Consider the following 26496-nt stretch of genomic DNA (forward strand, 5'->3'; position numbering starts at 1 on the left):
GTGCCGGTGCCGCTACCGCGCGTTGATCGCTGTAACGGTACGCGCGATATAGGCCCCTTCGCAGGGAGTTGACCCATGGAGTCCGACTACGAGTCCGACGACCGTCCACCACGTCGCCCGCCTGTTCCCTCCAAGGACCCGTACGTCTACACGCTCCAGAGCAACCGGTACGCCACCTCAGCCAAGGTCTGCCGGGACTTCGTCGCCTGCGTGCTGAACTCCGTGGGGCAGGAGGACCTGGTCGACGTGGCCACCCTGTGCGCCTCCGAACTGGCCACCAACGCGTTCCTGCACGCCGAGGGCGACTCCCTGTCGCTGAGCGTGATGATCGAGCCGCCCCGCTTCCGGGTCCTCGTCTACGACGCCTCCGCGCAACTCCCCACCGCCGCCCGCCTCCCCGCAGGCGACCGCCTCCACGGCCGGGGCCTCGGCCTGGTCGCCGCCCTCGCCGACGCCTGGGGCACGGCGGACGCGGACCCGTCGGGGGTGTACGCGAAGGGCGTGTGGTTCGAACTCCTCGCGGAGCACAAAAGCTAGGCCGGGTGCCCCAGGAGCATCGTGGGGGCGCCCGCCGAGCGGGTCAGGAGGATCGTGCAGGCGTTGCGCCCTTCGAGCCGCAGCTTCTTGCGCAGCTGCTCCGGCTCGATGGCCGAGCCGCGCTTCTTGATGGTCGCGACGCCGACCTCGCGCTCCCGCAGCAGCGCCCGGAGCTTCTTCAGGTTGAACGGCAGCACATCGGTGATCTCGTACGCGGTGGCGTACGGCGTCGGGCGCAGCTCGTCCGCGGTGATGTAGGCGATCGTCGGGTCGATGAGACGGCCGCCGATCCGGGCCGCGACGTCCGCCACGAGATGGGCGCGGATGACGGCGCCGTCCGGTTCGTACAGCCAGCGGCCGACCGGGCCGGGCTCGGGGTCCGGGAGCTGGGCGCCGAGCAGGGAGTGGCCGGAGGGCAGCAGGGTGGAGCGGCGCATCCCGGGGCGGGCGGTGCCGAACCACAACACGGCCTCCTTCACGTTCCCCTGATCCGAGATCCACTCGGCCTCCGCGTCCTCCGGCACCGCCTCGTGCGGAACGCCCGGCGCGATCTTGAGGGCGGCGTGCGGGGTGGTGCGGGCCGCCTCGATGGCCCAGGACAGCGGCGGGGAGTACGCCTCGGGGTCGAAGACCCGGCCCCGGCCGCCGCGCCGGGCGGGGTCCACGAAGACGGCGTCGTACGACGAGGTGTCGACGCCGGTGACATCGGCGCAGCGCACCTCGATCAGCTGCGACAGGCCCAGCGCGTCGGCGTTGGCCCGGGCGACCGCGCAGGTCAGCGGGTCGCGGTCGACGGCCAGGACGGTGAGCCCGGCCCGCGCCATCGCGATCGCGTCGCCGCCGATGCCACAGCACAGATCGGCCACGCCGCGCACCCCGAATCCGGCCATCCGGTCGGCGCGATAGGCGGCGACGGACGTACGGGTGGCCTGCTCGACGCCGTGGGGCGTGAAGTACATCCGATGGGCGTCCTCCGCCCCGAACTTGGCCACCGCCCGCTGCCGCAGCTGGGCTTGGGTCAGGGCCGCCGAGACCAGGGCGGCCGGATGGTCGCGGCGCAGCCGGGTCGCGGTGGCCAGCTCCCGCGCCGGGTCGTAGTCCCGGAGCGCGGAGAGCAGCGCCTGCCCCTCGTCGCCGAGCAGTGAGTCGAAGGCGTCAACGTCCACATGGCCCATTCTCCCCGCTCCGGGGAGGGCATTCGCACCCGTGCGGCGCGCGGGCGCGCACGGGGGAACAGAAGATCACTTTTGTGATGATGCTGAAGAGTGGTGTTTCCGGGTGTCTGGTTCTCGCCGCCGCGGCGGCTCTGCTCGCCGGGTGCGGGGGCTCCGGCCCCGAGCCGCGCGCCAGGACGGGGAAGGCGGCCGGTCTCACGCGGTCGGCCTCGCCCTCCGCGTCGTCCCCCTCCTCCGTCTCCAGGACCACCGGGCGCGAGAACGGCCCGCACCCGCCGCCGGACGGGTACCGCCGCTGGGGGCTCGACCGTCCGCTGGCCCCGCCGCCCCCGCCCGCCGTCAAGCCGGCGCTCGCGCCGGTGTGGCCGCCGGTGTCCGGGCTGGCGACGGTCATCCGGCAGGTGGACACCACCGATCGGGTGGTCTTCGTGACGTTCGACGACGGGATCGAGAAGGACCCGGCCTTCATCGACCAGGCCCGCGACCTCGGGCTGCCGTTCACCCAGTTCCTGGAGGACGAGGTGATCGGCGACCACTACGGCTACTTCCGCGCGCTGCGCGAACTCGGCAACCGGATCGGCAACCACACGCTCACCCACCCCAGCCTGGCGGGCAAGGACTACGAGACCCAGCTCCACGAGATCTGCGGCCAGCAGGACGTCCTCCGCGAACGCCTCGGTCTCCAGCCCCACCTCTTCCGCCCGCCGTACGGGGACTACGACCGGAACACGCTGCGGGCGGCGGCGGAGTGCGGGCTGAACAAGGCGGTGCTGTGGCGCGCCGAGATGGAGCCCAAGGGGCTCGTGTACCGCTCCGGCAGCGGGCTCCGGCCGGGGGACATCGTGCTCGCGCACTTCCGCGGCCCGGAGCAGCTCGACGGGCATTCCATGACCGACATGGTCACCGAGATGCTGCGGGAGATCCAGGCGCAGGGGTTCACCGTGGCGCGGCTTGAGGACTACATCTGAGCGGCGCGGCCGGGGGCGTCCGAGCGGTTCGCCGCCGCCTCGCTTGGCACTCTGGTTGACGGAGTGCTAACCGCGTCATAATGTCAGGGCTGGCACTCGGCACTGCTGAGTGCCAGCTACACAGCGACGGGCAGGTCCGGCACCCGCGACGACGGATCGACCTGGTCGCCACCTCAGACAGTTAACCCCGTGAGATCTCCGAAGGGGGAGGTCGGATCGTGACGACCACCAGCTCCAAGGTTGCCATCAAGCCGCTCGAGGACCGCATTGTGGTCCAGGCCGTCGAGGCCGAGCAGACCACGGCCTCCGGCCTGGTCATCCCGGACACCGCCAAGGAGAAGCCCCAGGAGGGCGTCGTCCTGGCCGTGGGCCCGGGCCGTTTCGAGGACGGCAAGCGGCTTCCGCTCGACGTCTCCGTCGGCGACGTCGTGCTCTACAGCAAGTACGGCGGCACCGAGGTGAAGTACAGCGGCGAGGAGTACCTCGTCCTCTCGGCTCGCGACGTCCTCGCGATCGTCGAGAAGTAATCACCGAAGTTTTGCCTTGAGCCGCGCCCCGGTGCCCGTGTCACAGATACCCGGGGTCGGGGCGCGGTTCGTTTTTTTGACGCGACGGCGGCTGCCTCCGTACGGCGGCCGAGGATCGCAATGAGAGGACATACGCAACCATGGCGAAGATCCTGAAGTTCGACGAGGACGCCCGTCGCGCCCTTGAGCGCGGCGTCAACAAGCTCGCGGACACCGTCAAGGTGACGATCGGCCCCCGCGGCCGCAACGTCGTCATCGACAAGAAGTTCGGTGCCCCGACCATCACCAACGACGGTGTCACGATCGCCCGCGAGGTCGAGGTCGAGGACCCGTACGAGAACCTGGGCGCCCAGCTCGTCAAGGAGGTGGCGACCAAGACCAACGACATCGCGGGTGACGGCACCACCACCGCCACCGTGCTGGCCCAGGCGCTGGTCCGCGAGGGCCTGCGCAACGTGGCCGCAGGTGCCTCCCCGGCCGCCCTGAAGAAGGGCATCGACGCCGCCGTCAAGGCCATCTCCGAAGACCTGCTGGCCTCCGCCAGCCCGATCGACTCCAAGTCCGACATCGCCGCCGTGGCCGGGCTGTCCGCCCAGGACAAGCAGGTCGGCGAGCTGATCGCCGAGGCGATGGACAAGGTCGGCAAGGACGGTGTCATCACCGTCGAGGAGTCCAACACCTTCGGCCTGGAGCTGGACTTCACCGAGGGCATGTCCTTCGACAAGGGCTACCTCTCGCCGTACATGGTGACCGACCAGGAGCGTATGGAGGCCGTCCTCGACGACCCGTACATCCTGATCCACCAGGGCAAGATCGGCTCGATCCAGGACCTGCTGCCGCTGCTGGAGAAGGTCATCCAGGCCGGCGCCAGCAAGCCGCTGCTGATCATCGCCGAGGACGTGGAGGGCGAGGCCCTGTCCACCCTCGTCGTCAACAAGATCCGCGGCACCTTCAACGCCGTCGCCGTGAAGGCCCCCGGCTTCGGTGACCGCCGCAAGGCCATGCTCGGCGACATCGCCACCCTCACCGGTGCGACCGTCATCGCCGAGGAGGTCGGCCTCAAGCTCGACCAGGCCGGTCTGGACGTGCTGGGCACCGCCCGCCGCGTGACCGTCACCAAGGACGACACCACCATCGTCGACGGTGGCGGCAACTCCGACGACGTGGCCGGTCGCATCAACCAGATCAAGGCCGAGATCGAGTCCACCGACTCCGACTGGGACCGCGAGAAGCTGCAGGAGCGGCTCGCGAAGCTGGCCGGTGGCGTGTGCGTGATCCGCGTGGGCGCGGCCACCGAGGTCGAGCTCAAGGAGAAGAAGCACCGTCTGGAGGACGCCATCTCCGCGACCCGCGCCGCGGTCGAGGAGGGCATCGTCTCCGGTGGTGGCTCCGCGCTGGTCCACGCCGCCAAGGTGCTGGAGGGCAGCCTGAACCTGGAGGGCGACGAGGCCACCGGTGTCGCCGTCGTCCGCCGCGCCGTCGTCGAGCCGCTGCGCTGGATCGCCGAGAACGCGGGCCTCGAGGGCTACGTCATCACCTCGAAGGTCGCCGAGCTGGAGAAGGGCCACGGCTACAACGCCGCGACCGAGGAGTACGGCGACCTGGTGAAGGCCGGAGTCATCGACCCGGTCAAGGTCACCCGCTCCGCGCTGGAGAACGCCGCCTCCATCGCCTCCCTGCTGCTCACCACCGAGACCCTGGTGGTCGAGAAGCCGGCCGAGGAAGAGGGCGACGCGGGCCACGGCCACGGCCACGCGCACTGACGCGACCCGCACCGCAAGCGAAGGCGCGGCCACCCCGACCCGGGGCGGCCGCGCCTTCGCGCGCTCGCGGCGCCTTCGCGCGGGGGCGGTGCCCTGCCGTCTCGCGCGGTGGCGCGGGTGGTGCGGCTCGGCCAGGGATCGTCATCCCTCGGCCAGGGATCGTCATCCCTTGGCCGGGGATCGGCCCACCTTCGAGGAGACGCCTGCCACGGCCGCCCGCGGCACCAGCTTCGCCAGGCCCGTCATCGCCTTGTACCGGGGGTCCGGAATCGACAGGGACTTGCCCCGCGCGAAGTCCTTGAGGGCCGCCGCGACCAGGCGGTCCGGGTCCAGCCACATCCAGCCCGGGACGTTCTCCGGCTCGATCCCCGCCCGGGAGTGGAACTCCGTCCGCACCAGCCCCGGGCACAGCGCCATCATCCGCACCCCGGACCGCGCCAGGTCCTTCGCCGCACCCTGCGTGAACTGCACGACCCACGCCTTGCTCGCCCCATAGGTCCCGCGCGGGAAGAAGGCGGCCACCGAAGCGACGTTGATCACTCCGCCGCGGCCCCGCGCCCGCATCGTCTCGGCGGCGGCGCTGGTCAGCCGCAGCACCGCCTCGCAGTGCAGCTTCAGCATCCGCAGCTCATCGGTGAGCGGCGCTTCCAGATAGCGGCCGTTGTTGCCGAATCCGGCGTTGTTGACGAGCAGATCGACCGGATGCGTACGGTCCCCCAAGCGCTCCTCGACCGCGGCGATACCGGCGTCCTCCGACAGGTCGGCGCGCAGCACCTCGGCCTCGACCCCGTGCCGGTCGTGGAGGTCGGCGGCCTGGTTGCGGAGCCGCTTCTCGTCACGGGACACCAGCACCAGGTTGTGCCCGTCCGCCGCGAGCCGACTCGCGAAGGCGGAGCCGATGCCCGCCGTGGTTCCGGTAATCAATGCAGTCGTCATACGCGCACGTTATCGGCCGGACGATCACTCCGCGCCCGGGCACCGCGGCCCCGGACGGCCGGTCCAGGGCCGCGATCCGTTCGCAATCCGACCCCAATCAGTCAAAGCTCCGGCGCGATATTCCGGTCCGCACCCAAGTGCCCCTTATGCTCGGTGGCATGATCGAGGCTCGTCATCTGAGGGTGCTGCGCGCGGTGGCCACCACCGGTTCCTTCTCCGCCGCCGCCCGCGACCTGGGCTGCACCCAGCCCGCCGTCAGCCAGCAGATGAAGGCCCTGGAGCAGTCCACGGGGACGCCGCTGCTGATCCGTACCGGGCGGGAGATGCGGCTGACCGAGGCGGGCGAGGCGCTGGTGCGGCACGCGGCGGGCATCCTGGCCGGGCTGACCGCCGCGGAGGAGGAGGTCGCGGCGCTCGCCGGGCTGCGGGCCGGGCGGGTGCGGCTGGTGTCGTTCCCCAGCGGCAGTTCGACGCTGGTGCCGACCGCGCTCGCCGGGATGCGCGCCGCCCACCCGGGGACGCGGGTCTCCCTGGTGGAGGCCGAGCCGCCGCGCTCGGTGGAGATGCTGCGCGGGGGCGACTGCGAGATCGCGCTCGCCTTCCGGTATCCGCAGGCGGGACCCGCGGCAGATCCCGGCGCGGACCCGGCGGCCGGATGGGACGACCTGGTGGTGCGGCCGCTGCTGCGGGACCGGCTGGTGGTCATGGTCCCGCAGGATCACCGGCTGGCCGGGGCGGGGACGGTGGGGATCGGGGAGCTGGCCGAGGAGCCGTGGATCGCGGGGTGCCCGCGGTGCCGGCGCCATCTCGTCGAGGTGTGCGAGGCCGAGGGCTTCACCCCGCGGATCGACTTCGCGACGGACGACTACCCGGCGGTGGTCGGGCTGGTGGGGGCCGGGCTCGGGGTCGCGGTGCTGCCGGAGCTGGCGGTGGAGTGCGTACGGGCCAAGGGGACGGCCACGCTGGAGGTCAAGCCCGCGGTGCTGCGCGAGGTGGTGGCGCTGACGCTGCCGGATCTGGCGCGGGTACCGGCGGTGGCGGCGACCCTGGACCGGCTGGAGCGGGCGGCGCGGCGCTGAGGCGCGAAACGCGGCGCGGCGTTGAGGCGTGAGAGCTCACACGACGCTGACGCGGAAGCCCACCCGGCGCTGACGCGCGAAGGCCCGCCCATCGTCTGCGGGCACGGGCGGCGGTGGGCTGCGGTGGGTCAATGGTGACGGAACGTTTCTGCAATGAGCGGGGAGTCGGGAGCCCGTTCAGGCCCCCGGGGCTCCCGAGGAGGCGACCGTGCGATGGCGGGCCCGCCCCATCAGCTCCTCGCGCTCGTCCTCCGTCAGTCCGCCCCACACCCCGTAGGGCTCCCGTACGGCCAGGGCGTGCGCCGCGCACTGGGCCCGTACCGGGCAGCGCATGCACACCTCTTTCGCCGACATCTCGCGCGCGCTGCGGGCCGCGCCGCGTTCCCCTTCCGGGTGGAAGAAGAGCGAGCTGTCGACACCACGGCACGCTGCCAGGAGCTGCCAGTCCCACAGATCGGCGTTCGGACCGGGAAGACGGGAGAAATCTGCCATTGCCTTGCCTCCTCGAAGCGATCGGCTGCGGACGCTGTGTCCCGGGTTGCACACCTACTGTGTAAGTAGATGTAAATATGACTCATTGCGAATCTAGCCACACAGACCGGCAAATTGGAAGCAAGGTCGCCAAATGCCACCGAAGGGGGTGACCTTTGGGGGAGGCGTTACAGGGCGCGACCTGCACGGGGAAGCGCCTCCGTGTCCGAGGGCTCACGTAGAGTGTCGAAGGTGGCCGCCGAACCCCGTAACTCTTTCGGGTGACCGTCGTTGAGAGTGCGGAGGCGGTTGATGGGTAAAGCTCTCGGACACATATCCGGGGCTGTCAATCGCTCAGGTGACGATATGTACCAGCCTGGAGGCTCAAGGTGACGCGCATCAGCTTCGGAGGGCGGCCATGACATCCGTCCTCGTCTGCGACGACTCCCCGCTCGCCCGAGAAGCGCTGCGCCGCGCGGTGGCGACGGTGCCCGGCGTCGAGCGGGTCACGACGGCGGCCAACGGCGAGGAAGTCCTCCGCCGGTGGGGCGCCGACCGCTCGGATCTGATTCTGATGGACGTGCGCATGCCCGGCCTCGGCGGAGTCGAGACCGTGCGGCGGCTGCTCTCCGCCGACCCCGGCGCCCGGATCATCATGCTCACGGTGGCCGAGGATCTCGACGGGGTCGCGCTGGCCGTGGCCGCCGGCGCCCGCGGCTATCTGCACAAGGACGCCTCGCGCGCCGAGCTGCGCGCGACCGTGACGCAGGCACTCGCCGACCCGACCTGGCGGCTGGCCCCGCGCCGGCTGCGCTCCGCCGAGATGGGCGCCGCGCCCACGCTCACCGCGCGGGAGATCCAGGTGCTGGAGGGCATGAGCCACGGCCGGTCCAACGCGGAGATCGGCCGTGAGCTGTTCCTCTCCGAGGACACGGTCAAGACGCACGCCCGCCGGCTGTTCAAGAAGCTCGGCGCGTCCGACCGGGCCCATGCGGTGGCCCTCGGATTCCGCTGGGGCCTGGTCCGCTAAGCGGCCCGGCCCGTATCGACGGCTCGTATCGAGATGCTGCGCAGCGGGGGCGCTACGGTCCCCGCCCGCCGGATGGCGGGCGGGGCGAGAGCGTGCGCGGCAGCAGGTGTGACGGCGGCTTGTACCGGTTACTCGCGCGATGCCGCATCCTTGAAGGCGTGGAGTTCCTCGGGGACGAGTCTGTCGGGCGTGAGGGGAGAGCGCAGGACGTGACGACTACCGGCGCACCTGCTCATAACGCTTCAACGCACAACTATGGACGCGATGCCACGGAGCCGCCGGGCCCAAGGCACCATGGACCAATGCGCGACGACGAGAGTCCGGGGCCCCTCAAGGGGGGCAGCCCCGGGGCGACAGGGGCGATCGGTTCCCTCGTCGGGCGCGCGGTCGAAGGGGACGAGCAGGCCACCCACGATCTGCTGGCCCATGTCCATCCGCTCGCCCTGCGCTACTGCCGCACCCGGCTGTCCCGACTGCCGGGTGACGCTCGTCATTTCGTGGACGACCTGGCGCAAGAGGTCTGCCTCGCGGTGCTGTGCGCGCTGCCGCGCTACCGCGACACCGGCAAACCCTTCGAGGCGTTCGTGGTGGCCATCGCCTCGCACAAGGTCGCCGACCTGCAGCGGGCGGCCATGCGCCACCCCGGTTCCACGGCGGTGCCCTCGGACGAGATGCCGGAGCAGCCGGACAATTCGCTGGGGCCCGAGGAGCGGGCGCTGCTGAGCAGCGACGCGGAATGGGCCAAGAAGCTGCTCGCGAACCTTCCGGAGAATCAGCGCGAGCTGGTGCTGCTGCGGGTCGCGGTCGGGCTTACCGCGGAGGAGACCGGGCAGATGCTGGGCATGTCGCCGGGCGCGGTGCGGGTCGCACAGCACCGGGCGCTGAGCCGCCTGCGTGCGCTGGCCGAACAGTAGCGCGGCCGGTCGCTCCGGACGGCGTCACCAGCGGTATTCGTCGGTTGTCCACAGGGCGGAATGTGACACCGGGGAAGGCCGTTAGCATGGGAGTCCGCGCTGGGGCAAGACCATTTGGAAGGGTGTCATGACTGACAACGTCGACGGAGTGCCTGAGAAGTTCGCGATGCTCGGGCTGACGTACGACGACGTGCTGCTGCTGCCGGGCGCCTCCGAGGTGCTGCCGAACGCGGTCGACACCTCGTCCAGGGTCTCCCGGAACGTGCGGGTGAACGTACCGCTGCTTTCGGCCGCGATGGACAAGGTCACCGAGGCCCGGATGGCCATCGCCATGGCCCGCCAGGGCGGCGCGGGCGTGCTGCACCGCAACCTGTCCATCGAGGACCAGGCGAACCAGGTCGACCTGGTCAAGCGGTCCGAGTCCGGCATGGTCACCGACCCGATCACGGTCCGGCCGGACGCCACGCTGCACGAGGCGGACGCGCTGTGCGCGAAGTTCCGCATCAGCGGCGTCCCGGTCACCGACGCCTCCGGCAAGCTGCTGGGCATCGTCACCAACCGGGACATGGCCTTCGAGGTGGACCGGGGCCGTCAGGTCCGCGAGGTCATGACGCCGATGCCGCTGGTCACCGGCAAGGTCGGGATCTCCGGCGACGACGCGATGCAGCTGCTGCGCCGCCACAAGATCGAGAAGCTGCCGCTGGTCGACGACGCGGGTGTGCTCAAGGGCCTGATCACGGTCAAGGACTTCGTGAAGGCCGAGAAGTACCCGAACGCGGCGAAGGACGGCGAGGGCCGGCTGGTCGTCGGCGCGGCCGTCGGCGTCGGCGACGAGGCGTTCGACCGCGCGCAGGCGCTGGTCGAGGCCGGGGCCGACTTCCTGGTGGTCGACAGCGCCCACGGCCACAGCCGGGGCATCCTCGACATGATCGCCAAGGTGAAGTCGAACGTGCCGGTCGATGTGGTCGGCGGCAACGTCGCCACCCGCGACGGCGCCCAGGCGCTGATCGACGCGGGTGTGGACGGGGTGAAGGTCGGCGTCGGCCCGGGCTCCATCTGCACCACCCGCGTGGTCGCGGGCATCGGTGTCCCGCAGGTGACCGCGATCTACGAGGCGGCCCGCGCGTGCCACGCGGCCGAGGTGCCGCTGATCGGCGACGGCGGTCTGCAGTTCTCCGGTGACATCGCCAAGGCGATCGCGGCCGGTGCGGACACGGTGATGCTGGGCAGCCTGCTGGCCGGGTGCGAGGAGTCGCCGGGCGAGATGGTCTTCATCAACGGCAAGCAGTTCAAGTCCTACCGGGGCATGGGCTCGCTGGGCGCGATGCAGACCCGCGGCCAGGCCCGCTCGTTCTCCAAGGACCGCTACTTCCAGGACAACGTGCTCTCCGAGGACAAGCTCGTCCCCGAGGGCATCGAGGGCCAGGTGCCCTACCGCGGCCCGCTGTCCTCGGTCGCCCATCAGCTGGTCGGCGGCCTGAGGGCCTCCATGGGGTACGTCGGCTCGGCGTCCGTGGCGGAGCTCAAGGAGAAGGGCCGCTTCGTGCGGATCACCTCCGCGGGCCTCAAGGAGAGCCACCCGCACGACGTCCAGATGGTCTCCGAGGCGCCGAACTACTCCGGCCGTTAACCCGGGCGACCCCCGCGCGACGGGCTCCGCGCGGGGGATGGCGATACTGGTACGGCAGAACAAGCCAGCGAAAGGCACCCCACGTGACTGAGATCGAGATCGGGCGCGGCAAGCGCGGCCGCAGGGCGTACGCGTTCGACGACATCGCCGTCGTGCCGAGTCGTCGCACCCGGGACCCGAAGGAGGTCTCGATCGCCTGGCAGATCGACGCCTACCGCTTCGAGCTGCCGTTCCTGGCCGCCCCGATGGACTCCGTGGTCTCCCCGCAGACCGCGATCCGCATCGGTGAGCTGGGCGGCCTCGGGGTGCTCAACCTCGAAGGCCTGTGGACCCGGTACGAGGACCCCGAGCCGCTGCTCGCCGAGATCGCCGAGCTGGACGAGCGCACCGCGACCCGCCGGCTCCAGGAGATCTACGCCGAGCCGATCAAGGAAGAGCTGATCGGGCAGCGGCTGAAGGAGGTGCGCGACTCGGGCGTGGTCACCGCCGCCGCCCTGTCGCCGCAGCGCACCGCGCAGTTCTCCAAGGCCGTGGTGGACGCCGGGGTCGACATCTTCGTCATCCGGGGCACCACCGTCTCGGCCGAGCATGTCTCGGGTGCCGCCGAGCCGCTGAACCTCAAGCAGTTCATCTACGAGCTGGACGTCCCGGTCATCGTGGGCGGCTGCGCCACGTACACCGCCGCGCTGCACCTCATGCGCACCGGCGCGGCCGGGGTGCTCGTGGGCTTCGGCGGCGGCGCCGCCCACACCACCCGCAATGTGCTGGGCATCCAGGTACCGATGGCCTCGGCGGTGGCCGATGTCGCCGCCGCCCGCCGGGACTACATGGACGAGTCCGGCGGCCGCTATGTGCATGTGATCGCGGACGGCGGGGTCGGCTGGAGCGGCGATCTGCCGAAGGCGATCGCGTGCGGCGCCGACTCGGTGATGATCGGCTCGCCGCTGGCCCGGGCCACCGACTCGCCGGGCCGTGGCCACCACTGGGGCATGGAGGCCGTGCACGACGAGGTGCCGCGCGGCAAGCGCATGAACCTGGGCGTGGTCGGCACCACCGAGGAGGTCCTGCTCGGCCCCTCGCACACCCCGGACGGTTCGATGAACTTCTTCGGCGCGCTGCGCCGGGCGATGGCGACGACGGGCTACTCGGAGCTGAAGGAGTTCCAGCGCGTCGAGGTGACGGTGGCCCCGTCGAACGACAAGCGCTGAGCGCACGCAGCACGCAAGGCCAACAGGGAAGGCCTCGACCGCGGATGCGGTCGGGGCCTTCCCTGTCGTGTGCCGTGGTGCGCCGTGCGGGCGCTTCGGGTCAGCGGTTGCTGATCCGGAAGGCGGTGCTGGCGGCGGCCACCGGGGAGAGGATCAGGAAGATCCAGGTGATCGCGTCGGCGTCTTCCTTCCAGCTGTCGAACAGGTCGCCGAAGTGCTCGAAGAAGATCTCGTTCGCGGACGGGATCTTGGCGGAGGCGGCGGCGGAGCCGAGGTCGGCCACGTAGTTGGAGGCCGCGTCGTTCATGATCATGGCGTAGCCGTACAGCTCGCCGAGGAAGACGGCGCCGAGTGCCAGAGCCGCGCCGACCACCCACAGCGCCACGTTGCGGCCGCCGAGCTTGGCGACCACGAAGCCGACGAGCGCGCCGAGGGCGACACCGGCGTAGGCGAACTTCGTCACCTCCGGCGGGTTCTTGTCGGTGTCCGCGAGCGCGCTCAGCAGGAAGGCGTACGCCAGCGCGCCGACGAGAGCGGCCACGACGGCGGCGCCGACCGCGGCGAGCGGGTTGCCCTGGCGGCCCACCTGCGGCGCGGGCGGCGGGAATCCGCCGCCGAACTGCGGCTGCTGCTGCGGCGCCTGCTGGCCCTGCGGGTAGCCGTAGCCGGGCTGCGGCGCCGCGGGCTGCTGCGGGTAACCGGTCTGCTGCTGCGGGTAACCGCCCGGCTGCTGTGGCTGCTGCCAGTTCTGGCTCATGAAATCCCCCGGGGATGAAGGTGATTCGCGTTCGGAAGACAGCCGTGCCCCAGGTGCGGCGACGGCGGGGAACGCGAAAGATTCGAGCCATAAAGTAACAGGAGTGCATGACAACCAGACAAGTCACTTCCGGGGTCCGTGACATGGCTGGGACCGGATGGAGACATGGTGTCCCGGTAAAAGTGGATATTGATCCGCTATTCGGCGATGCCTCTGATGGTCCGGTGACGGTGGCCAGATCCGCACGGTGGAGCGAATCTCGGCACCGACAGGACAGAATCCGGCATAAGCAATAATGTCAACTTATGGCGCAGAACAAGTCGTTCACTGGGCGAGACATGGGCATCGACCTCGGCACCGCGAATACGCTGGTGTACCTGCGGGGCAAGGGCATCGTGCTCAACGAACCGTCGGTCGTGGCGGTCAACACGGTCGACGGCAACGTGCTGTCGGTGGGTTCGGCGGCAAAGGAGACCATGGGGCGGACCCCGACGAACATTGTCGCCGTTCGACCGCTCCGGGATGGGGTCATCGCCGATTTCGAGGTGGCCGAGCGCATGCTGCGGTACTTCATCAAGAAGGTGATGGGCACCCGGCGGCTGGCCCGCCCCCGCGTCGTCGTCTGTGTGCCGTCCGGCATCACCGGCGTCGAGCGGCGCGCGGTGATGGAGGCGGCGACCCAGGCCGGGGCGCGGCAGGTGCATCTGGTCGAGGAGCCGATCGCGGCGGCGATCGGCGCGGGACTGCCGGTGAGCGAGCCCACCGGTTCGATGGTCGTCGACATCGGCGGTGGTACGACGGAAGTCGCCGTCGTCTCGCTGGGAGGAATCGTCACGGCGCGCTCGGTGCGTGTGGCGGGCGACGCGATGGACGTCGCGATCAGCACGTACGTCAAGAAGCAGTACGCGCTGGCCATCGGTGAACGCACCGCCGAGGAGATCAAGGTGTCCATCGGGTCCGCCTCACCGACCGGCTCCTGGTCGGCGCCGCGCGCCGGGGCGTCCGTCCGGCTGACCGAGCGCAACGTCGAAGTGCTCGACAACGGTGACAACGAGGACACCCAGGCCCTGCTGCCGCCCGACCGCTGCACCATCCGCGGCCGGGACCAGGCCACCGGGCTGCCCAAGGTGCTCGAACTCACCGCAGACGAGGTGCGGCACGCGCTCTCCGAGCCGGTGGACAGCATCGTCGCCGCCGTCCGGTCCACGCTGGACGAGACCCCGCCGGAGCTGGCGGGCGACATCATGGACCGGGGCATCGTGCTCACCGGCGGCGGCGCGCTGCTGCGCGGTCTGGACGTACGGCTCGGCCGTGAGCTGGACATCCCGGTGCTGGTCGCCGACGACCCGCTGGACTGTGTCGCCGTCGGCACCGGGCGCTGTGTCGAGGACTTCGCGTCGCTGCGGGCCGCGATGGAGGCCAGCCCGCGCCGCTCCGACACCGTGCGGGTCTGAGGCGCCGCCGGACCCCTCCATCGGGCCGCGTGGGCGTGCGGCCCGGGAGCCGCCGTGGTGGGCTGGTGACCGGACCGGACCGGACCGGACCGGATCGTCAGGCGGGGAGGTACGGCGGCGAGGTGACGGCAGGAGCACGGGCGTACGGGCGGACGATCGCCGTGGCGGTCGCGCTGCTCCTGCCCGGCGGGCCCGCCACCGCCGCGCCCGCCTCTGCCGCGCCCGCCTCTGCCCGGTTCGCGCCTGCCCGGTCCGCTGCCGCCTCGTACCCGCTCGCCGTCGAACTGCGGTCGCTGAGCCCTGCCGTGATCCGCCACGACGGTGAGATCAGGATCAGCGGCACCGTCACCAACACCTCCGGGCGGCGGATCACCGGCGTCCACATCGGCGTGCGCATCGCCGCCGCCGGGGCCGCCGACACCCGCGGCGCCCTCGCCACCCACGCCGCGCGCGCCCTCCTGACCCGCGCCGACGGCACCGAAGTCGCCGACCACACCGCCCGCCTCGCCCGGCTCGACGCCCACGCCGGGCGCCGCTTCGGCCTCACCGTGCCCGTCTCCGGCCTCGGGCTGGAGGGCGCGGGCGCGTATCCGCTCACCGTGACCGCGGCCGGTGCGGACGGCCACGTCCTCGGCCTGACCCGCGGCCAGCTCCCCGTCTACCCCGACGGCACCGGCCTGGAACGGCTGCGCACCACCGTCCTGTGGCCGCTCACCGACGTCCCGCACATGGAGGCGCTGACACGGCGCACCGGCGACGACAGCGTGCTGCCGGTCTTCCGCGACGACGCGCTGACCGCCGCGTTCGGCCCCGGCGGGCGGCTGCGGCGGCTGGTCGAACTGGGCGAGGACGAGCCGGTGACCTGGGCCGTCGACCCCGACCTGATCGTCCAGGCGCAGGCCATGGCGCGCGGCTACCGGGTGGCCCGCAGGCCCGGCAGCAGCGACCCGCAGGAGGCCCGGGCGGGCAAGGGCGGCAAGGCCGCGGCCGGTTGGCTGGCCGCGCTGCGCAAGGCGGTGCACGGCCGGGACGTGATCGCCCTGCCGTACGCGGACCCCGATCTGGCCTCGCTCGCCCGCGGCGGCGACCCGGCGACGGCCGCGCTGCTGCGGCGCGCGTCCGCCACCGGCACCTCTGTGGTGAACCGGGCGCTCGGTGTCCGTGCCCGCGACGGGCTGGCCTGGCCCGCGGGCGGCATGCTCGACGCCGGGATCACCGGATACGCGGGGCGGCTCGGCCTGAACACGGTGCTCGCCTCCGGCGAAGGGCCCGGCCCCTACGGCGCGACGCTCGTCGCCGGGGGCGCCACGGACGACGGTGCGGTCGCGATCGGCGGCGGGCGCACCGCGCTGACGTACGACGCGACCGTCGCCTCCCTGCTGTTCCGCAGCCACCCCGCCGCGGGCGCCGCCGGTGAACCCGCCCGGCTCGCGCTGCGGCAGCGGCTGCTGGCCGAGACCCTGACGGCGGTACGGGAGCTGCCGTACGCGGCCCGCGACCTGGTCGTCGTACCGCCGCGCCGGATGCCGGTCGGGGTCGCGCGCACCCTGCTCTCGGTGCTGGCCGCCGGTCAGGAGGCGGGCTGGCTGGAGGCGTCCCGGCTGGAGGTGGCGCTGCGGGAGCCGGAGGCGGGGGAGTTGCGGGACGACGGCGGCCATCCGGCCGCGCTGCTCGCCTCCGAGCTGCCGCCGGAGCGGCTGGCGGCGGTCGCCCGGGACCGGCGGCGGCTGCGCGCGCTGGCGAAGGTGCTGTCCGACGGGCGCGCCACGGTCGCCTCGGTGCGCGCCGCGCTGGCGCGGTCGGTGTCGACGGGGTGGCGGGGCGACGCGGCGGGGGCGCGCGCCTACCAGGAGGGCGTGGCCCGCTATCTGACCGCGTCGATCGCCTCGGTGCGGCTGGTGCCCAAGTCGAGGGTGGTGGTGACCGGGGGCTCCGCGACCATCCCGGTCACGGTCGCCAACGGGCTCCAGCAGGACCTCACCGGGGTCGAGCTGCGGGTGTTCTCCAGCCGCCCGGAGCGGGCCCGCGCGGTCGGCCACGCCGTCGCGGTGCGGGCGTCGCGGGCGGTGAGCCGTACGGTACGGGTCCGGTTGAGCGCCCACGCGAACGGCCCGGTGCGGCTCACCGCCCAGCTCTACACCCGCGCCGACGGCCGCCCGTGGGGCGCCCCGATGACCTTCACCGCCGAGGTGCGCTCGGTACCGTCGGGCGCGATCGCCTTCGTGGCGGGCGGCCTGGTCCTGATCGCCCTGGCGGCGGCCCTACGCCTGCGAACCACCCGCCGCCGAGCGGCCGGGCGGTGAGGCGGCACCAGGGCCCCGCGGCGGTCCGGCCGTGGCCGTGGGCGGGTGGCTGGCCCGGGCCGTCACAGCCGGTGGGCGGCTCCCGCCGGGCTGGCGCCCCGGGTGTCCAGGAGTAGCTGGGCCTTGACCGCCAGGCCCTGGAGGTCGTACGTGCGGTGGTGCTGGAGCAGGACGGTCAGGTCGGCCTCGGCGGCCGCCTCGTACACCGCGTCCGCGCGCGGCACCGGGCGGCCGAGGACCCGCCAGCCCGGTACATACGGATCGTGGTAGCCCAGCTGGGCGCCCAGCTCCATCAGCCGGGCGGCGATCTCGCGCGCCGGGGAGCCCTCCTCGTCCGCCACGTCCGGCTTGTAGCCGACGCCGAGCAGCAGGACGTGGGCGCCGCGCGCCGACTTGCCGTGCTCGTTGAGGAGCGCCGCGCAGCGCTGGGTGACGTAGCCCGGCATCCGCCCGTTGACCTGCCGCGCCAGCTCGACCATGCGCAGCGGGAGGCCGAGCCCGCGCTGCGGGTGCGTCATCCGGTCGCATTCGATCGGCGCGCCGTGGCCGCCGACGCCGGGGCCCGGGCGGAAGGACTGGAAGCCGAACGGCTTGGTCTCGGCGCAGCGCACCACGTCCCACAGGTCGACGCCGTTGTCGTGGCAGAACGCCGCCATCTCGTTGACCAGGGCGATGTTGACGTGCCGGTAGTTGGTTTCCAGGACCTTCACGGTCTCGGCCTCGCGCGGCCCGCGCGCGCGGACGACCTTCTCGGTGAGGCGGCCGTAGAACGCGGCGGCCGCCTCGGTGCAGGCGGCGGTGAGGCCGCCGATGACCTTGGGGGTGTTGGCGTAGCCGTAGACGCGGTTGCCGGGGTCGAGGCGGCCGGGGGAGTAGGCGAGGTGGAAGTCGCGCCCGGCCCGCAGCCCGGACCCCTCCTCCAGCAGCGGGCGCAGGAATTCCTCGGTGGTGCCGGGGTACACGGTGGATTCCAGCAGAACAGTGGTGTGCGGGCGCAGCCGCCCCGCCAGTGTGCGCCCCGCCTCGCCGACCGCGGACAGGTCGAGACGGCGGTCCTCGCCGAGCGGGGTGGGGGAGCAGATCACGGCGGTGCGGACCCGGCCGAGATCGGCCGGGTCGGTGGTGGTCCGGAAGCCGCCGGAGATCATCCGGCGCAGCTCGGCGGCGGTCAGCGAACCGTCGCCCGCCCCGGTGGGCAGCCGTCCGGCCCGCAGCTCGTCGGCGGCCCCGGAGTCCGGGTCGTAGCCGACCGTACGGATACCGGCGGCGGTGGCGGCCTGGGCCAGCGGGAGGCCGAGATGGCCCAGTCCGATGACGGCGAGATCTGCGTGCATGACTGCGAGCCGCCCTTCCCGAGGCGATTCCGGATGGCGCAAAGGCAGACTAAGCGGAAATATGACTCGTATTCAGTATTGACGGAGGATGACGACGCGGTGTTGCGGTCACCAGCGGGAGACAGCCCGCGCGGCAGCGGCAGCGGCAGCCCGATCGGGGTCCGGCCCCGGCATGGCACAGCGAGGGGAAAGCCAGGAAAATCATCAGGCGAGCGTCGTGACGTCGATCACAACGGGAGGCAGCGGTGAAGACACCGGCACTGGGACCGGCCGAGCGCGGTCAGGCGCTGGCCCGGATGGCGGACCGTGAGCTGGACGTGCTGGTCGTGGGCGGCGGAGTGGTCGGCGCGGGCACCGCGCTGGACGCCGCGACCCGCGGCCTGGAAACCGGACTGGTCGAGTCCAGGGACTGGGCCTCCGGCACCTCCAGCCGTTCCAGCAAACTCATCCACGGCGGCCTGCGCTACCTGGAGATGCTCGACTTCGCCCTCGTCAGAGAGGCGCTGAAGGAGCGCGGACTGCTGCTGGAGCGGATCGCTCCGCACCTGGTCAAGCCCGTTCCGTTCCTCTACCCGCTCAAGCACCGGGGCTGGGAGCGGATGTACGCCGGGGCGGGCGTCGCGCTCTACGACGCGATGTCGGTCTCCTCCGGGCACGGCCGCGGGCTCCCCGTCCACCGCCACCTCTCGCGCACCAGCGCCCTGCGCGTCGCCCCCTGCCTCCGCAAGGACGCCCTGGTCGGCGCGCTCCAGTACTACGACGCCCAGGTGGACGACGCGCGCTTCGTGACCTCGCTGGTCCGCACCGCCGCCCGGTACGGCGCCCACGTCGCCAACCGGGCCCGGGTGGTCGGCTTCCTCCGCGAGGGCGCCCGCGTTGTCGGTGCCCGGGTGCATGATCTGGAGCAGGGGGGTGAGTTCGAGATCCGGGCCCGCCAGGTGGTGAACGCCAGCGGAGTGTGGACGGACGAGACGCAGGCGCTGATCGCGGAGCGCGGCCAGTTCCACGTCCGCGCGTCCAAGGGCATCCACCTCGTCGTGCCCAGGGACCGCATCCACTCCACGACCGGGCTGATCCTGCGCACCGAGAAGAGCGTGCTGTTCGTGATCCCGTGGGGGAGGCACTGGATCATCGGCACCACCGACACCGGCTGGGACCTCGACAAGGCGCATCCGGCCGCCTCCAGCGCCGACATCGACTACCTGCTGGAACACGTCAACGAGGTCCTCGGAGTGCCGCTCACCCGCGACGACGTCGAGGGCGTCTACGCCGGGCTGCGCCCGCTGCTGGCCGGGGAGTCGGACGCGACGAGCAAGCTCTCGCGCGAGCACACGGTCGCCCACCCGGTGCCCGGCCTGGTGGTGGTCGCGGGCGGCAAGTACACGACGTACCGGGTCATGGCCAAGGACGCGGTGGACGAGGCGGTCCACGGCCTCGACCGCCGGGTCGGGCCCTGTGTCACCGAGGAGGTGCCGCTCGTCGGCGCCGTCGGCTACAACGCGCTGTGGAACGCGCGGGCGCGCATGGCCCGCCGCACCGGGCTGCACGTCGCCCGCGTCGAACACCTGCTGAACCGGTACGGCGCGCTCGCCGAGGAGGTGCTGGAGCTGATCGCCGCCGATCCGACGCTCGGCGAACCGCTCACCGCCGCCGACGACTATCTGCGCGCCGAGGTCGTCTACGCCGCCTCCCACGAGGGCGCCCGCCACCTGGACGACGTCCTCACCCGGCGCACCCGGATCTCCATCGAGACCTTCGACCGGGGCACCCGCGGGGCGCGCGAGGCGGCCGAGCTGATGGCACCGGTGCTGGGCTGGGGGCCGGAGCAGATCGACAAGGAGGTCGAGCACTACGAGAAGCGGGTGGAGGCGGAGCGCGAATCGCAGCGGCAGCCGGACGACCTGACGGCGGACGCGGCGCGGCTGGGCGCACCGGACATCGTGCCGCTGTAGTCCGCGCGGATGGGGCTACGCGCCGGTGGGGCTACCGGGGACTGTCGGGCCGGGCGTCACCGGGCCGGGCAGAACTCCGCCGTGAGCAGGGCCGTCTCGGCGTCCGGGTCCGGCGGTCCGTCGCTGTTGAGGCGGTAGACGAGGGTGTGGCGGCCGTCGCGGGTGGCCACGGCCAGCGCGTACGAGCCGTTGACCTGGCCGTTGTGCCCCCAGACCGTCGTCCCGCACGGCAGCCGCACCGGGAACAGGCCCATACCGTACTGGCCGCCGGACGCCGAGGTGTCCTCCATCCGCCGCAGCGCGGCCTTCGGCACCGCCTTGCCGCGCAGCAGCGAGCCGAGCAGACGGGACAGATCGTCCAGCGTCGATATCATCTCGCCCGCCGCTCCGGCGGACGAGGGGTCCAGGTCGGTGACGTCGCGCCAGGCGCCGTCGCCCCGGGCGTCGTACGCGTGGCCGTGCGGGTCCGGGAGCGTGGTGCGGGTGCCGGGGAACGAGGTGTCGCGCAGCGCGAGCGGGGCGAGGACCCGGCGCCGGGCCTCGGCACCGTACGGGCGCCCGGTGACCCGCTCGACGATCATGCCCAGCAGTACGTAGTTGGTGTTGGAGTAACCCCACTTCGCCCCGGGCGCGAAGTCGGGGCGGTGGGTGAGCGCGGTCCGTATCAGGGAGGCGGGGCTGTGCGTCGTCGTGCCGTCCGCTGCCGACAGCTGACGCGCCAGCACCGGGTCGGCGGTGTAGTCGAACAGCCCGCTGGTGTGGGTGAGGAGCTGGCGGAGGGTGATTTTTCGGCCATTGTTGCCCCGGCCGCGCACCAGTCCCGGCAGATACTTCTCGACGGTGTCGGCCAGGCGGAGCCTGCCCTCACCGGCCAGCCGCAGCGTCAGCGCGGCGATGACGGTCTTGGTGACGCTGCCCGCGCGGAAGTGATCGTCCCGTTCGATGCGCCGCCCGCTCCGGGTGTCCGCGACCCCGGCGGTGGCGAACCGGGCCACGCCCCCGTCCCGGACCAGCGCCGCGGCCCCGGGCGCCTCGCCGCCGGTCACCAGTCGCCGCAGGGCCGCCGTCACGGCGCCGCGCTGCTTACGGGCGGCGGCACGCGCGGTGGCGGCCTCCCTCGCGGCGGCGGCCTTCCGGGCACCGCCGCCCACGCTCGCCCGGGCCTCCACCTCGGCCGTACAGCCCGTCAGTGCGACGGCCGTGGCCACGACCAGCGCCACGGCGGTCGGCATACGGCCTCGCCTGTGCCATCGTATGGCGGAGATGGGCATGACACGGGCCTTTCCGTTTCCTGCGGACCCTCCGATGTTCGCAGGTGCCGGGACGGCCGCCGCACCGTGCCCGCTCCGTGCCCCGGACCCCGGGCTTTCCCGGGGTCGTGGATGAGAGACAATGGGGGCTCTCCCAGGGTGGGTTCAGGGTGGGTTGATTTGCAGAGGGGTCGCATGTCGGAGGCTGAGAAGACGCAGGGTTCGACTGGGCGCCTCCTCGCCGGGCGTTACCGGCTGGGGGAGATCCTCGGTCAAGGCGGCATGGGCACCGTCTGGCGCGCGAGCGACCAGACCCTCGGCCGTACGGTCGCGGTCAAGGAGCTGCGCTTCCCGTCCAGCGTCGAGGAAGACGAGAAGAGACGGCTCATCACCCGCACGCTGCGCGAGGCGAAGGCGATCGCCCGTATCCGCAGCAACGGTGCCGTCACCGTCTACGACGTGGTCGACGAGGACGACCGGCCGTGGATCGTCATGGAACTGATCGAGGGCCGCTCGCTCGCCGATGCCGTCCGGGACGACGGGCCGCTCACCCCGCAGCGCGCCGCCGAGGTCGGGCTCGCCGTCCTCGACGTGCTGCGCGCCGCGCACCAGGCGGGCATCCTGCACCGTGACGTGAAGCCGTCCAACGTGCTCATCTCGGACGACGGCCGCGTCGTCCTCACCGACTTCGGTATCGCGCAGGTCGAGGGCGACCCGTCCGTCACCTCCACCGGCATGCTCGTCGGCGCGCCCTCCTACATCTCCCCGGAACGGGCCCGCGGCCACAAGCCCGGCCCGCCGGCCGACCTGTGGTCGCTGGGCGGCCTGCTGTACGCAGCGGTCGAGGGCGTACCGCCGTACGACAAGAGCACGGCCATAGCGACCCTCACCGCGGTGATGACCGAGCCGGTCGAGCCGCCGAAGAACGCGGGTCCGCTGGAGGAGGTCATCTACGGCCTGCTCAACAAGGACCCCGACCAGCGACTGGACGATGACGGCGCACGGGTCCTGCTGGAGCACGCCCTGAGCGCCACGGAGGACGCCGGGCCGAAGCCCGCCCCCGACGCGACCCGCACGATGACCCTGCCGCCCGCCCCCTCGGCGGAGGACGAGGCGGCCGCGGGGGCCAAGTCCGCGGCTGTCGCGGAGCGGGCCCGGGGTGCGCTGAAGTCCGCGCGGAACGCGAAGACCGAGCAGAAGGCGAACTCGGCGAAGAAGCCGGAGGCGTCGAAGAAGGCCGAGTCGGCGAAGTCCGCGGCATCGCCGCAGGCCTCGAAGTCCTCACCGTCCTCCGCTTCCTCCCCGTCCTCGAAGGCCTCCGCGGCCGCCGCTTCGTTTTCGAAGGATTCGAAGGATTCGAAGGCCCCGAAGGCATCGAAGAAGGGGGAGCCCGCCGCCGGTTCCGCTCCCTCTTCTCCCTCGTCTTCCGCTTCCGGGAAGCCCGAGGGCGCGTCCGGCTCGTACCCCCCGGTGCCGCAGCGCGCTCCGATCACCGATGTGGTGTCCAAGCGGACGCTGATCATCATCGCGGTGGTCGTGGTCGTCATCGTGGGCACCGTGCTGGCCATCGCCCTCAACGGTGGCGAGGACGACAAGAACGCCAAGGGCGCGTCCGGCGCCAAGGCGTCGGCCTCGGCCGGGGCCTCGGACGACCGGCAAAGCGGCAAGGACGCGGGCGCGTCCGGCGGGACGAACAGCCAGTCCCCGGACGGCAAGACCTCCGGCGGATCGACGGAGCAGACCGACGCCGACAAGTCCAAGGGCGACGACGCGGACGACGACAACAGCGGTAAAGGCAAGGGCAAGGGCGGAAGCGGGGACGACGGCGGAAGCGGCGGCAAGGGGGAAGGCAAGGACGCCTCCGTGCCCGGCGGCTACGAGACCGTCAGCAGCTCCGACTTCCCCTTCACCATGGCGATGCCCAAGGGATGGTCGGTGCACGACGGGAGCTACAGCGGCAGCCGAAAGTACTACGGCGGCTCCAGCATCCCGCGTATTCAGATCGACTTCACCTCCTCCCCGAAGTCCGACGCGGCCGCCGAGTGGCGCAAGGGCGAGGCCGCCGCGCGGAGCAGCATGTCCGGGTACAAGGGCCTCGGCATCAAGTCGGTCCAGTGGCGCGGCTACCCGACCGTCGCGGACTGGGAGTTCGAGCGTGACCAGGACGGTAAGCACGTACGCGTCCTCAACCGCGGCTTCAAGGTCGACGACAGCCATGGCTTCTCCATCATGATCACTTGCGAGGCGAGCAAGTGGGACGACAAGGAGTGCCGCACGCTGCGCGACACGGCGTTCAAAACCTTCGACATCACGGACTGAGCACTCCTGTCGGCGAAGCGTCGCGCGGGCCCGTATCGTGAGTGCCCGTAGACCGTGCGCAGTCGCATGAACCCGCCAAAACGACCACAATTGACGGATAGCACTGTGCTGATCGCATAAAGGGACGTTGATCGCGCCGATCGTGCGCCAGGGGAGGCGTCGTGGACGAGTTCGCGGGCCGGGTGCTGGCCGACCGCTATCGCCTGCCCGTGCCGCCCGCCGACGCGTACGAGTTCGTCGAGACCCGCGCCTTCGACACCTACAGCGGACAACAGGTCCATCTGCGGCAGATACCGCTTCCGGAGGTCGTCGACGCCGAAGTCGTCGACGACGACGGCCACCCCGGCCGGGCGCCGGGCGGGGCGGCCGCCCGGGGCGCGGGCGACCCCGCCGTACGGCGCGCCCTGGACGCGGCGACCGCCGCGGCGCAGGTCCCCGACCACCCGAGGCTCGGCCAGGTCTTCCATGTCTTCGCGGAGGCCGGAAGCCTGTGGATCGTCAGCGAGCTCGTCGCCGGGCGCCCGCTCGCCGCGCTGCTCACCGAGCAGAACCTGTCCCCGCACCGCGCCGCCGAGGTCGCCAACGACGTGCTGACGGCGCTCCGCGCGCTCCACGCCCACGGCTGGACGCACCGCAACATCACCACCCGCACGGTGCTGTTGTGCGACGACGGCCGCGCGATGCTGATGGGCCTGGCGGCGGGCGCGGCGGAGGAGGCGCTGTGCGGCTACGACCCGGTGCCGAGGCCGTTGGACGGGGGCCCGGCCGGGCCCGGTGCCGGGCCCGCGTCGCCGCGGGGCACGGCCGCCGAGGACGAGGGGTATACCCCCACGCCGCCCGACGGCACTCCCATCGCCGCCGCCCCCACCCCGGCCCTGCCGCACGGCTACGAGAGCGCCGACCCCGACCGGCACCACGCCGCGCGGGGCCCTGTCTACCGCGACCAGGGCATGGCGGGCGGCTTCCCCGCTCCGCGCGGCGCGGACGACGCCGACCAGGGGCCCGGTGCGCACGGCTACCCGGAGTCGGCCGGACCGCACGAACACCACGGGCGGCGCCCGGACGTGGGCGGCATGGGCATCGGTCCGGGCGCCTGGGACGGGCCGGAGTCCAAAGACGAATGGGCCGCCGACGGGTCCGGGTACATTCCGGCGCAGGGCGCGGGAGACGACCCACAGGGCGGCGCCGCGGACGACGCACCGGGAGCGGCCGCGCGCGCCGCACGGGCGAAGGCCATCGCCGCGTACGCGGCAGGAGCCCGCGCGGCCGCCGCACGGGCCAACGCCGACGCCACCCCCCGGCACCCCGCCCAGGAGCCGGGGCCGCTCACCGGCGGCGCGCCCTGGCCCGGCACCACCTCCGGTTCCGGTTTCGATTCCGCTTCCTCTTCCGCTGCTGCTTCCGGTTCCGCTTCCCGTGCGCCGAAAGGCGCCGTCGTGGTGCCCCGGCAGCCGAACCGGGAGGACGGCGGCGGCTCCTGGGACGGCGGCGGCACGGCGGACGGCGGCCCGCCGCGCGGCCCCACCACCGCGCTCGCCGCCGAACGGGCCCGGCAGGCGCGGATCGTCGTGGTCGGCGCCGTCACCGAGCGCTGGGCGCCCGAGCAGGCCGGTCCCGTCCACGAGAACTGGCAGCTGGCGCCGCCCGTCGGCCCGGCCGCCGACCTGTGGGCGCTCGGCGTCCTGCTCTTCCGCGCCGTCCAGGGCCACGCCCCGTACCCCGAGGAGCACGCCGCCGAGCTGGTGCAGATGGTGTGCGCGGAGGCGCCCGCCTACGCGGAGGAGTGCGGTCCGCTGCGCCCCGTCGTCGAGTCGTTGATGCGCCAGGACCCCACCGAGCGGCCCGACTTCGAGGAGCTGCGCGGCTGGCTGCGCTCGCTGATCAGGTCGGCGCCGGAACCGGACGTCGGCAGCAGCACGGTCACCGTTCCGTCGCTCGGCCCGGGAGGCGCGTCCGACCCCAACCGGCTGCCGATCGTGCGCCGCCGCGGCTGGCTGGTGCGCAAGGGCCGGGGCCGCCCGGACCGGGCGGCGGCGGCCGCGCACGGGCGGCACAAGCGGGCGAAGCAGCCCGCGCCCGAACCGGGCCCGGCCCCGCGGCGGGAGCAGACTGAGGGCCGCAAGCCGCGCAGGCTGGGGCGGATGCTGCTCCTGCTGATACTGCTGGGCCTGGCGGCGGCGGTGCTGTACGCGATGATGTTCATGCCGCGCGACGAGGACACCGGCGGCCAGGACCGTACGGGCTCGGCGGGCGCCGGGAGTCCCGCGCCCACCAGCGTCCACGACCCGGCGTCACCCGCGGGCGAGGCCGGTAAGGGCGGTGAGGCGGGCAAGGGCGACGACGGCACGGCGGACCCGGGCTCCGATGAACCCCAGTCCACCGAACCGGCCGGACTCGCCAAGGGCTTCGCGGTCCGCAAGGACCCCAAGGGCTTCACCGTCGCCGTCGACGAGGACTGGACCCGGCGCGGCGAGAACGCGCGCGGCCAGGTCCGCTACATCGGCGGCGACATCGAGCTGGTGATCGTGGCCGGGCGGGACAAGGTGTCCGAGTTCGGCGGCGACCCGATGGCGTACCAGCAGAACCGGGAGGCCGAACTGGCCGCGTTCCGCGACTCGGCGTGGGCGTCGTCCTCCGGGCTGAAACGGATCGACGTCGGGCAGACGGCGATGGCCGAGGGCCAGTTCAGCTGGCGGGACAGCAGCGGCCGCACCGTGTACGCGCGCAACCTGGCGATGCTGATCGGCGGCCGCTACCACGTGGTCCTGGCGATAGGCCCCGCCGACGAGCGCCGCGCGGTGAACAAGCACTTCGAGCAGGCGACGGCCACGTACAGCACGACGGGCTGACCCGGCTGATACGCCCGCCTCAGCGGGGACCGCGCCCCCG

General features: G+C 72.5%; 20 protein-coding genes. 14 read left to right on the plus strand and 6 right to left on the minus strand.

Translation table 11 applies throughout. The features are described 5' to 3' along the window. Positions 1–75 precede the first annotated feature (75 nt). Entirely contained in the window at positions 76–537 is a 462-nt protein-coding gene (locus tag ABZ370_RS26215) for an ATP-binding protein (protein ID WP_358625373.1), read from the plus strand. On the opposite strand, the gene ABZ370_RS26220 is transcribed toward ABZ370_RS26215, so the two are convergent. After that, positions 534–1712 carry a methyltransferase domain-containing protein gene (locus ABZ370_RS26220; protein ID WP_358625375.1) on the minus strand — a complete coding sequence of 393 codons (1179 nt, stop codon included), beginning with the start codon at positions 1710–1712 and terminating at the stop codon, positions 534–536. The genes ABZ370_RS26215 and ABZ370_RS26220 overlap by 4 nt on opposite strands. 77 nt (positions 1713–1789) lie before the next feature. Between ABZ370_RS26220 and ABZ370_RS26225 the strand changes: the two genes are divergently transcribed. The 3 genes from ABZ370_RS26225 (at position 1790) to groL (ending at position 4970) form a co-directional block, all read left to right on the plus strand. Continuing rightward, positions 1790–2680, plus strand: a complete 891-nt coding sequence (locus tag ABZ370_RS26225; protein WP_358625556.1) for a polysaccharide deacetylase family protein — start codon at positions 1790–1792, stop codon at positions 2678–2680. Between the two features lie 218 nt (positions 2681–2898). Then, the gene (gene groES / locus ABZ370_RS26230; protein WP_358625377.1) at positions 2899–3207 is read left to right on the plus strand and encodes a co-chaperone GroES; all 309 of its coding nucleotides are present in this window, start codon (positions 2899–2901) and stop codon (positions 3205–3207) included. Positions 3208–3347: 140 nt separating this feature from the next. Continuing rightward, entirely contained in the window at positions 3348–4970 is a 1623-nt protein-coding gene (groL, locus tag ABZ370_RS26235; RefSeq protein ID WP_358625379.1) for a chaperonin GroEL, read from the plus strand. A 162-nt stretch (positions 4971–5132) separates the two neighbouring features. Here the strand turns inward: groL and ABZ370_RS26240 are convergent, their stop codons facing one another. Beyond that, positions 5133–5906 carry an SDR family oxidoreductase gene (locus tag ABZ370_RS26240; RefSeq protein ID WP_358625380.1) on the minus strand — a complete coding sequence of 258 codons (774 nt, stop codon included), beginning with the start codon at positions 5904–5906 and terminating at the stop codon, positions 5133–5135. 158 nt (positions 5907–6064) lie between these two features. On the opposite strand from ABZ370_RS26240, the gene ABZ370_RS26245 reads away from it, so the two are divergent. Beyond that, complete coding sequence (locus ABZ370_RS26245) at positions 6065–6985, plus strand: LysR family transcriptional regulator (RefSeq protein ID WP_358625382.1); 921 nt, start codon at positions 6065–6067, stop codon at positions 6983–6985. A gap of 177 nt (positions 6986–7162) precedes the next feature. Here the strand turns inward: ABZ370_RS26245 and ABZ370_RS26250 are convergent, their stop codons facing one another. Continuing rightward, a complete protein-coding gene (locus ABZ370_RS26250) occupies positions 7163–7477 on the minus strand; it encodes a WhiB family transcriptional regulator (protein ID WP_009715795.1) in 315 nt (104 codons plus the stop codon). A 397-nt stretch (positions 7478–7874) separates the two neighbouring features. Between ABZ370_RS26250 and ABZ370_RS26255 the strand changes: the two genes are divergently transcribed. The 4 genes from ABZ370_RS26255 to ABZ370_RS26270 all read left to right on the plus strand — a co-directional run bounded on the left by ABZ370_RS26255 (position 7875) and on the right by ABZ370_RS26270 (position 12238). Next, the gene (locus ABZ370_RS26255; RefSeq protein WP_003948568.1) at positions 7875–8486 is read left to right on the plus strand and encodes a response regulator transcription factor; all 612 of its coding nucleotides are present in this window, start codon (positions 7875–7877) and stop codon (positions 8484–8486) included. Between the two features lie 302 nt (positions 8487–8788). Continuing rightward, positions 8789–9400, plus strand: a complete 612-nt coding sequence (locus tag ABZ370_RS26260) for a sigma-70 family RNA polymerase sigma factor (RefSeq protein WP_358625385.1) — start codon at positions 8789–8791, stop codon at positions 9398–9400. A 127-nt stretch (positions 9401–9527) separates the two neighbouring features. Beyond that, on the plus strand, positions 9528–11030 hold the full coding sequence (gene guaB / locus ABZ370_RS26265; protein ID WP_358625387.1) for an IMP dehydrogenase: 1503 nt from the start codon (positions 9528–9530) through the stop codon (positions 11028–11030). Between the two features lie 83 nt (positions 11031–11113). Then, positions 11114–12238 carry a GuaB3 family IMP dehydrogenase-related protein gene (locus ABZ370_RS26270; protein WP_358625389.1) on the plus strand — a complete coding sequence of 375 codons (1125 nt, stop codon included), beginning with the start codon at positions 11114–11116 and terminating at the stop codon, positions 12236–12238. Between the two features lie 100 nt (positions 12239–12338). Here ABZ370_RS26270 and ABZ370_RS26275 read toward each other — a convergent pair whose 3' ends face one another. Further along, positions 12339–12995, minus strand: coding sequence for a hypothetical protein (locus tag ABZ370_RS26275; RefSeq protein WP_358625391.1), 657 nt, complete (start codon positions 12993–12995; stop codon positions 12339–12341). Positions 12996–13300: 305 nt separating this feature from the next. Here ABZ370_RS26275 and ABZ370_RS26280 point away from each other — a divergent pair, with 305 nt between their 5' ends. Next, complete coding sequence (locus ABZ370_RS26280) at positions 13301–14449, plus strand: rod shape-determining protein (protein WP_358625393.1); 1149 nt, start codon at positions 13301–13303, stop codon at positions 14447–14449. A gap of 65 nt (positions 14450–14514) precedes the next feature. Continuing rightward, on the plus strand, positions 14515–16752 hold the full coding sequence (locus ABZ370_RS26285; protein ID WP_358625395.1) for a DUF6049 family protein: 2238 nt from the start codon (positions 14515–14517) through the stop codon (positions 16750–16752). A 62-nt stretch (positions 16753–16814) separates the two neighbouring features. Here ABZ370_RS26285 and ABZ370_RS26290 read toward each other — a convergent pair whose 3' ends face one another. Beyond that, positions 16815–18086 carry a nucleotide sugar dehydrogenase gene (locus ABZ370_RS26290; RefSeq protein WP_358625397.1) on the minus strand — a complete coding sequence of 424 codons (1272 nt, stop codon included), beginning with the start codon at positions 18084–18086 and terminating at the stop codon, positions 16815–16817. 245 nt (positions 18087–18331) lie between these two features. Between ABZ370_RS26290 and ABZ370_RS26295 the strand changes: the two genes are divergently transcribed. Further along, on the plus strand, positions 18332–20038 hold the full coding sequence (locus ABZ370_RS26295; RefSeq protein ID WP_358625399.1) for a glycerol-3-phosphate dehydrogenase/oxidase: 1707 nt from the start codon (positions 18332–18334) through the stop codon (positions 20036–20038). Positions 20039–20094: 56 nt separating this feature from the next. Here the strand turns inward: ABZ370_RS26295 and ABZ370_RS26300 are convergent, their stop codons facing one another. Next, positions 20095–21270, minus strand: coding sequence for a serine hydrolase domain-containing protein (locus tag ABZ370_RS26300; protein WP_358625401.1), 1176 nt, complete (start codon positions 21268–21270; stop codon positions 20095–20097). 213 nt (positions 21271–21483) lie between these two features. Here ABZ370_RS26300 and ABZ370_RS26305 point away from each other — a divergent pair, with 213 nt between their 5' ends. Both ABZ370_RS26305 and ABZ370_RS26310 read left to right on the plus strand, forming a co-directional pair. Further along, the gene (locus ABZ370_RS26305; RefSeq protein ID WP_358625403.1) at positions 21484–23607 is read left to right on the plus strand and encodes a serine/threonine-protein kinase; all 2124 of its coding nucleotides are present in this window, start codon (positions 21484–21486) and stop codon (positions 23605–23607) included. Positions 23608–23768: 161 nt separating this feature from the next. After that, positions 23769–26456 (plus strand): protein kinase, encoded by a 2688-nt coding sequence (locus ABZ370_RS26310; protein ID WP_358625405.1) that lies wholly within the window; start codon positions 23769–23771, stop codon positions 26454–26456. The last annotated feature ends 40 nt before the right edge of the window (positions 26457–26496 follow it).

The sequence above is a fragment of the Streptomyces sp. NPDC005962 genome (assembly GCF_040629205.1).
GTDB lineage: Bacteria > Actinomycetota > Actinomycetes > Streptomycetales > Streptomycetaceae > Streptomyces.

Excerpts from the sequence above, each read along its gene's own strand:
- ABZ370_RS26240 (WP_358625380.1), bottom strand. The coding sequence starts at position 5,906 with ATGACGACTGCATTGATTACCGGAACCACGGCGGGCATCGGCTCCGCC.
- ABZ370_RS26255 (WP_003948568.1), top strand. The coding sequence starts at position 7,875 with ATGACATCCGTCCTCGTCTGCGACGACTCCCCGCTCGCCCGAGAAGCG.
- ABZ370_RS26220 (WP_358625375.1), bottom strand. The coding sequence starts at position 1,712 with ATGGGCCATGTGGACGTTGACGCCTTCGACTCACTGCTCGGCGACGAG.
- ABZ370_RS26275 (WP_358625391.1), bottom strand. The coding sequence starts at position 12,995 with ATGAGCCAGAACTGGCAGCAGCCACAGCAGCCGGGCGGTTACCCGCAG.
- ABZ370_RS26290 (WP_358625397.1), bottom strand. The coding sequence starts at position 18,086 with ATGCACGCAGATCTCGCCGTCATCGGACTGGGCCATCTCGGCCTCCCG.
- ABZ370_RS26250 (WP_009715795.1), bottom strand. The coding sequence starts at position 7,477 with ATGGCAGATTTCTCCCGTCTTCCCGGTCCGAACGCCGATCTGTGGGAC.
- ABZ370_RS26260 (WP_358625385.1), top strand. The coding sequence starts at position 8,789 with ATGCGCGACGACGAGAGTCCGGGGCCCCTCAAGGGGGGCAGCCCCGGG.
- ABZ370_RS26215 (WP_358625373.1), top strand. The coding sequence starts at position 76 with ATGGAGTCCGACTACGAGTCCGACGACCGTCCACCACGTCGCCCGCCT.
- ABZ370_RS26225 (WP_358625556.1), top strand. The coding sequence starts at position 1,790 with ATGATGCTGAAGAGTGGTGTTTCCGGGTGTCTGGTTCTCGCCGCCGCG.
- ABZ370_RS26300 (WP_358625401.1), bottom strand. The coding sequence starts at position 21,270 with ATGCCGACCGCCGTGGCGCTGGTCGTGGCCACGGCCGTCGCACTGACG.
- ABZ370_RS26245 (WP_358625382.1), top strand. The coding sequence starts at position 6,065 with ATGATCGAGGCTCGTCATCTGAGGGTGCTGCGCGCGGTGGCCACCACC.
- groL (WP_358625379.1), top strand. The coding sequence starts at position 3,348 with ATGGCGAAGATCCTGAAGTTCGACGAGGACGCCCGTCGCGCCCTTGAG.
- ABZ370_RS26305 (WP_358625403.1), top strand. The coding sequence starts at position 21,484 with ATGTCGGAGGCTGAGAAGACGCAGGGTTCGACTGGGCGCCTCCTCGCC.
- guaB (WP_358625387.1), top strand. The coding sequence starts at position 9,528 with ATGACTGACAACGTCGACGGAGTGCCTGAGAAGTTCGCGATGCTCGGG.
- ABZ370_RS26280 (WP_358625393.1), top strand. The coding sequence starts at position 13,301 with ATGGCGCAGAACAAGTCGTTCACTGGGCGAGACATGGGCATCGACCTC.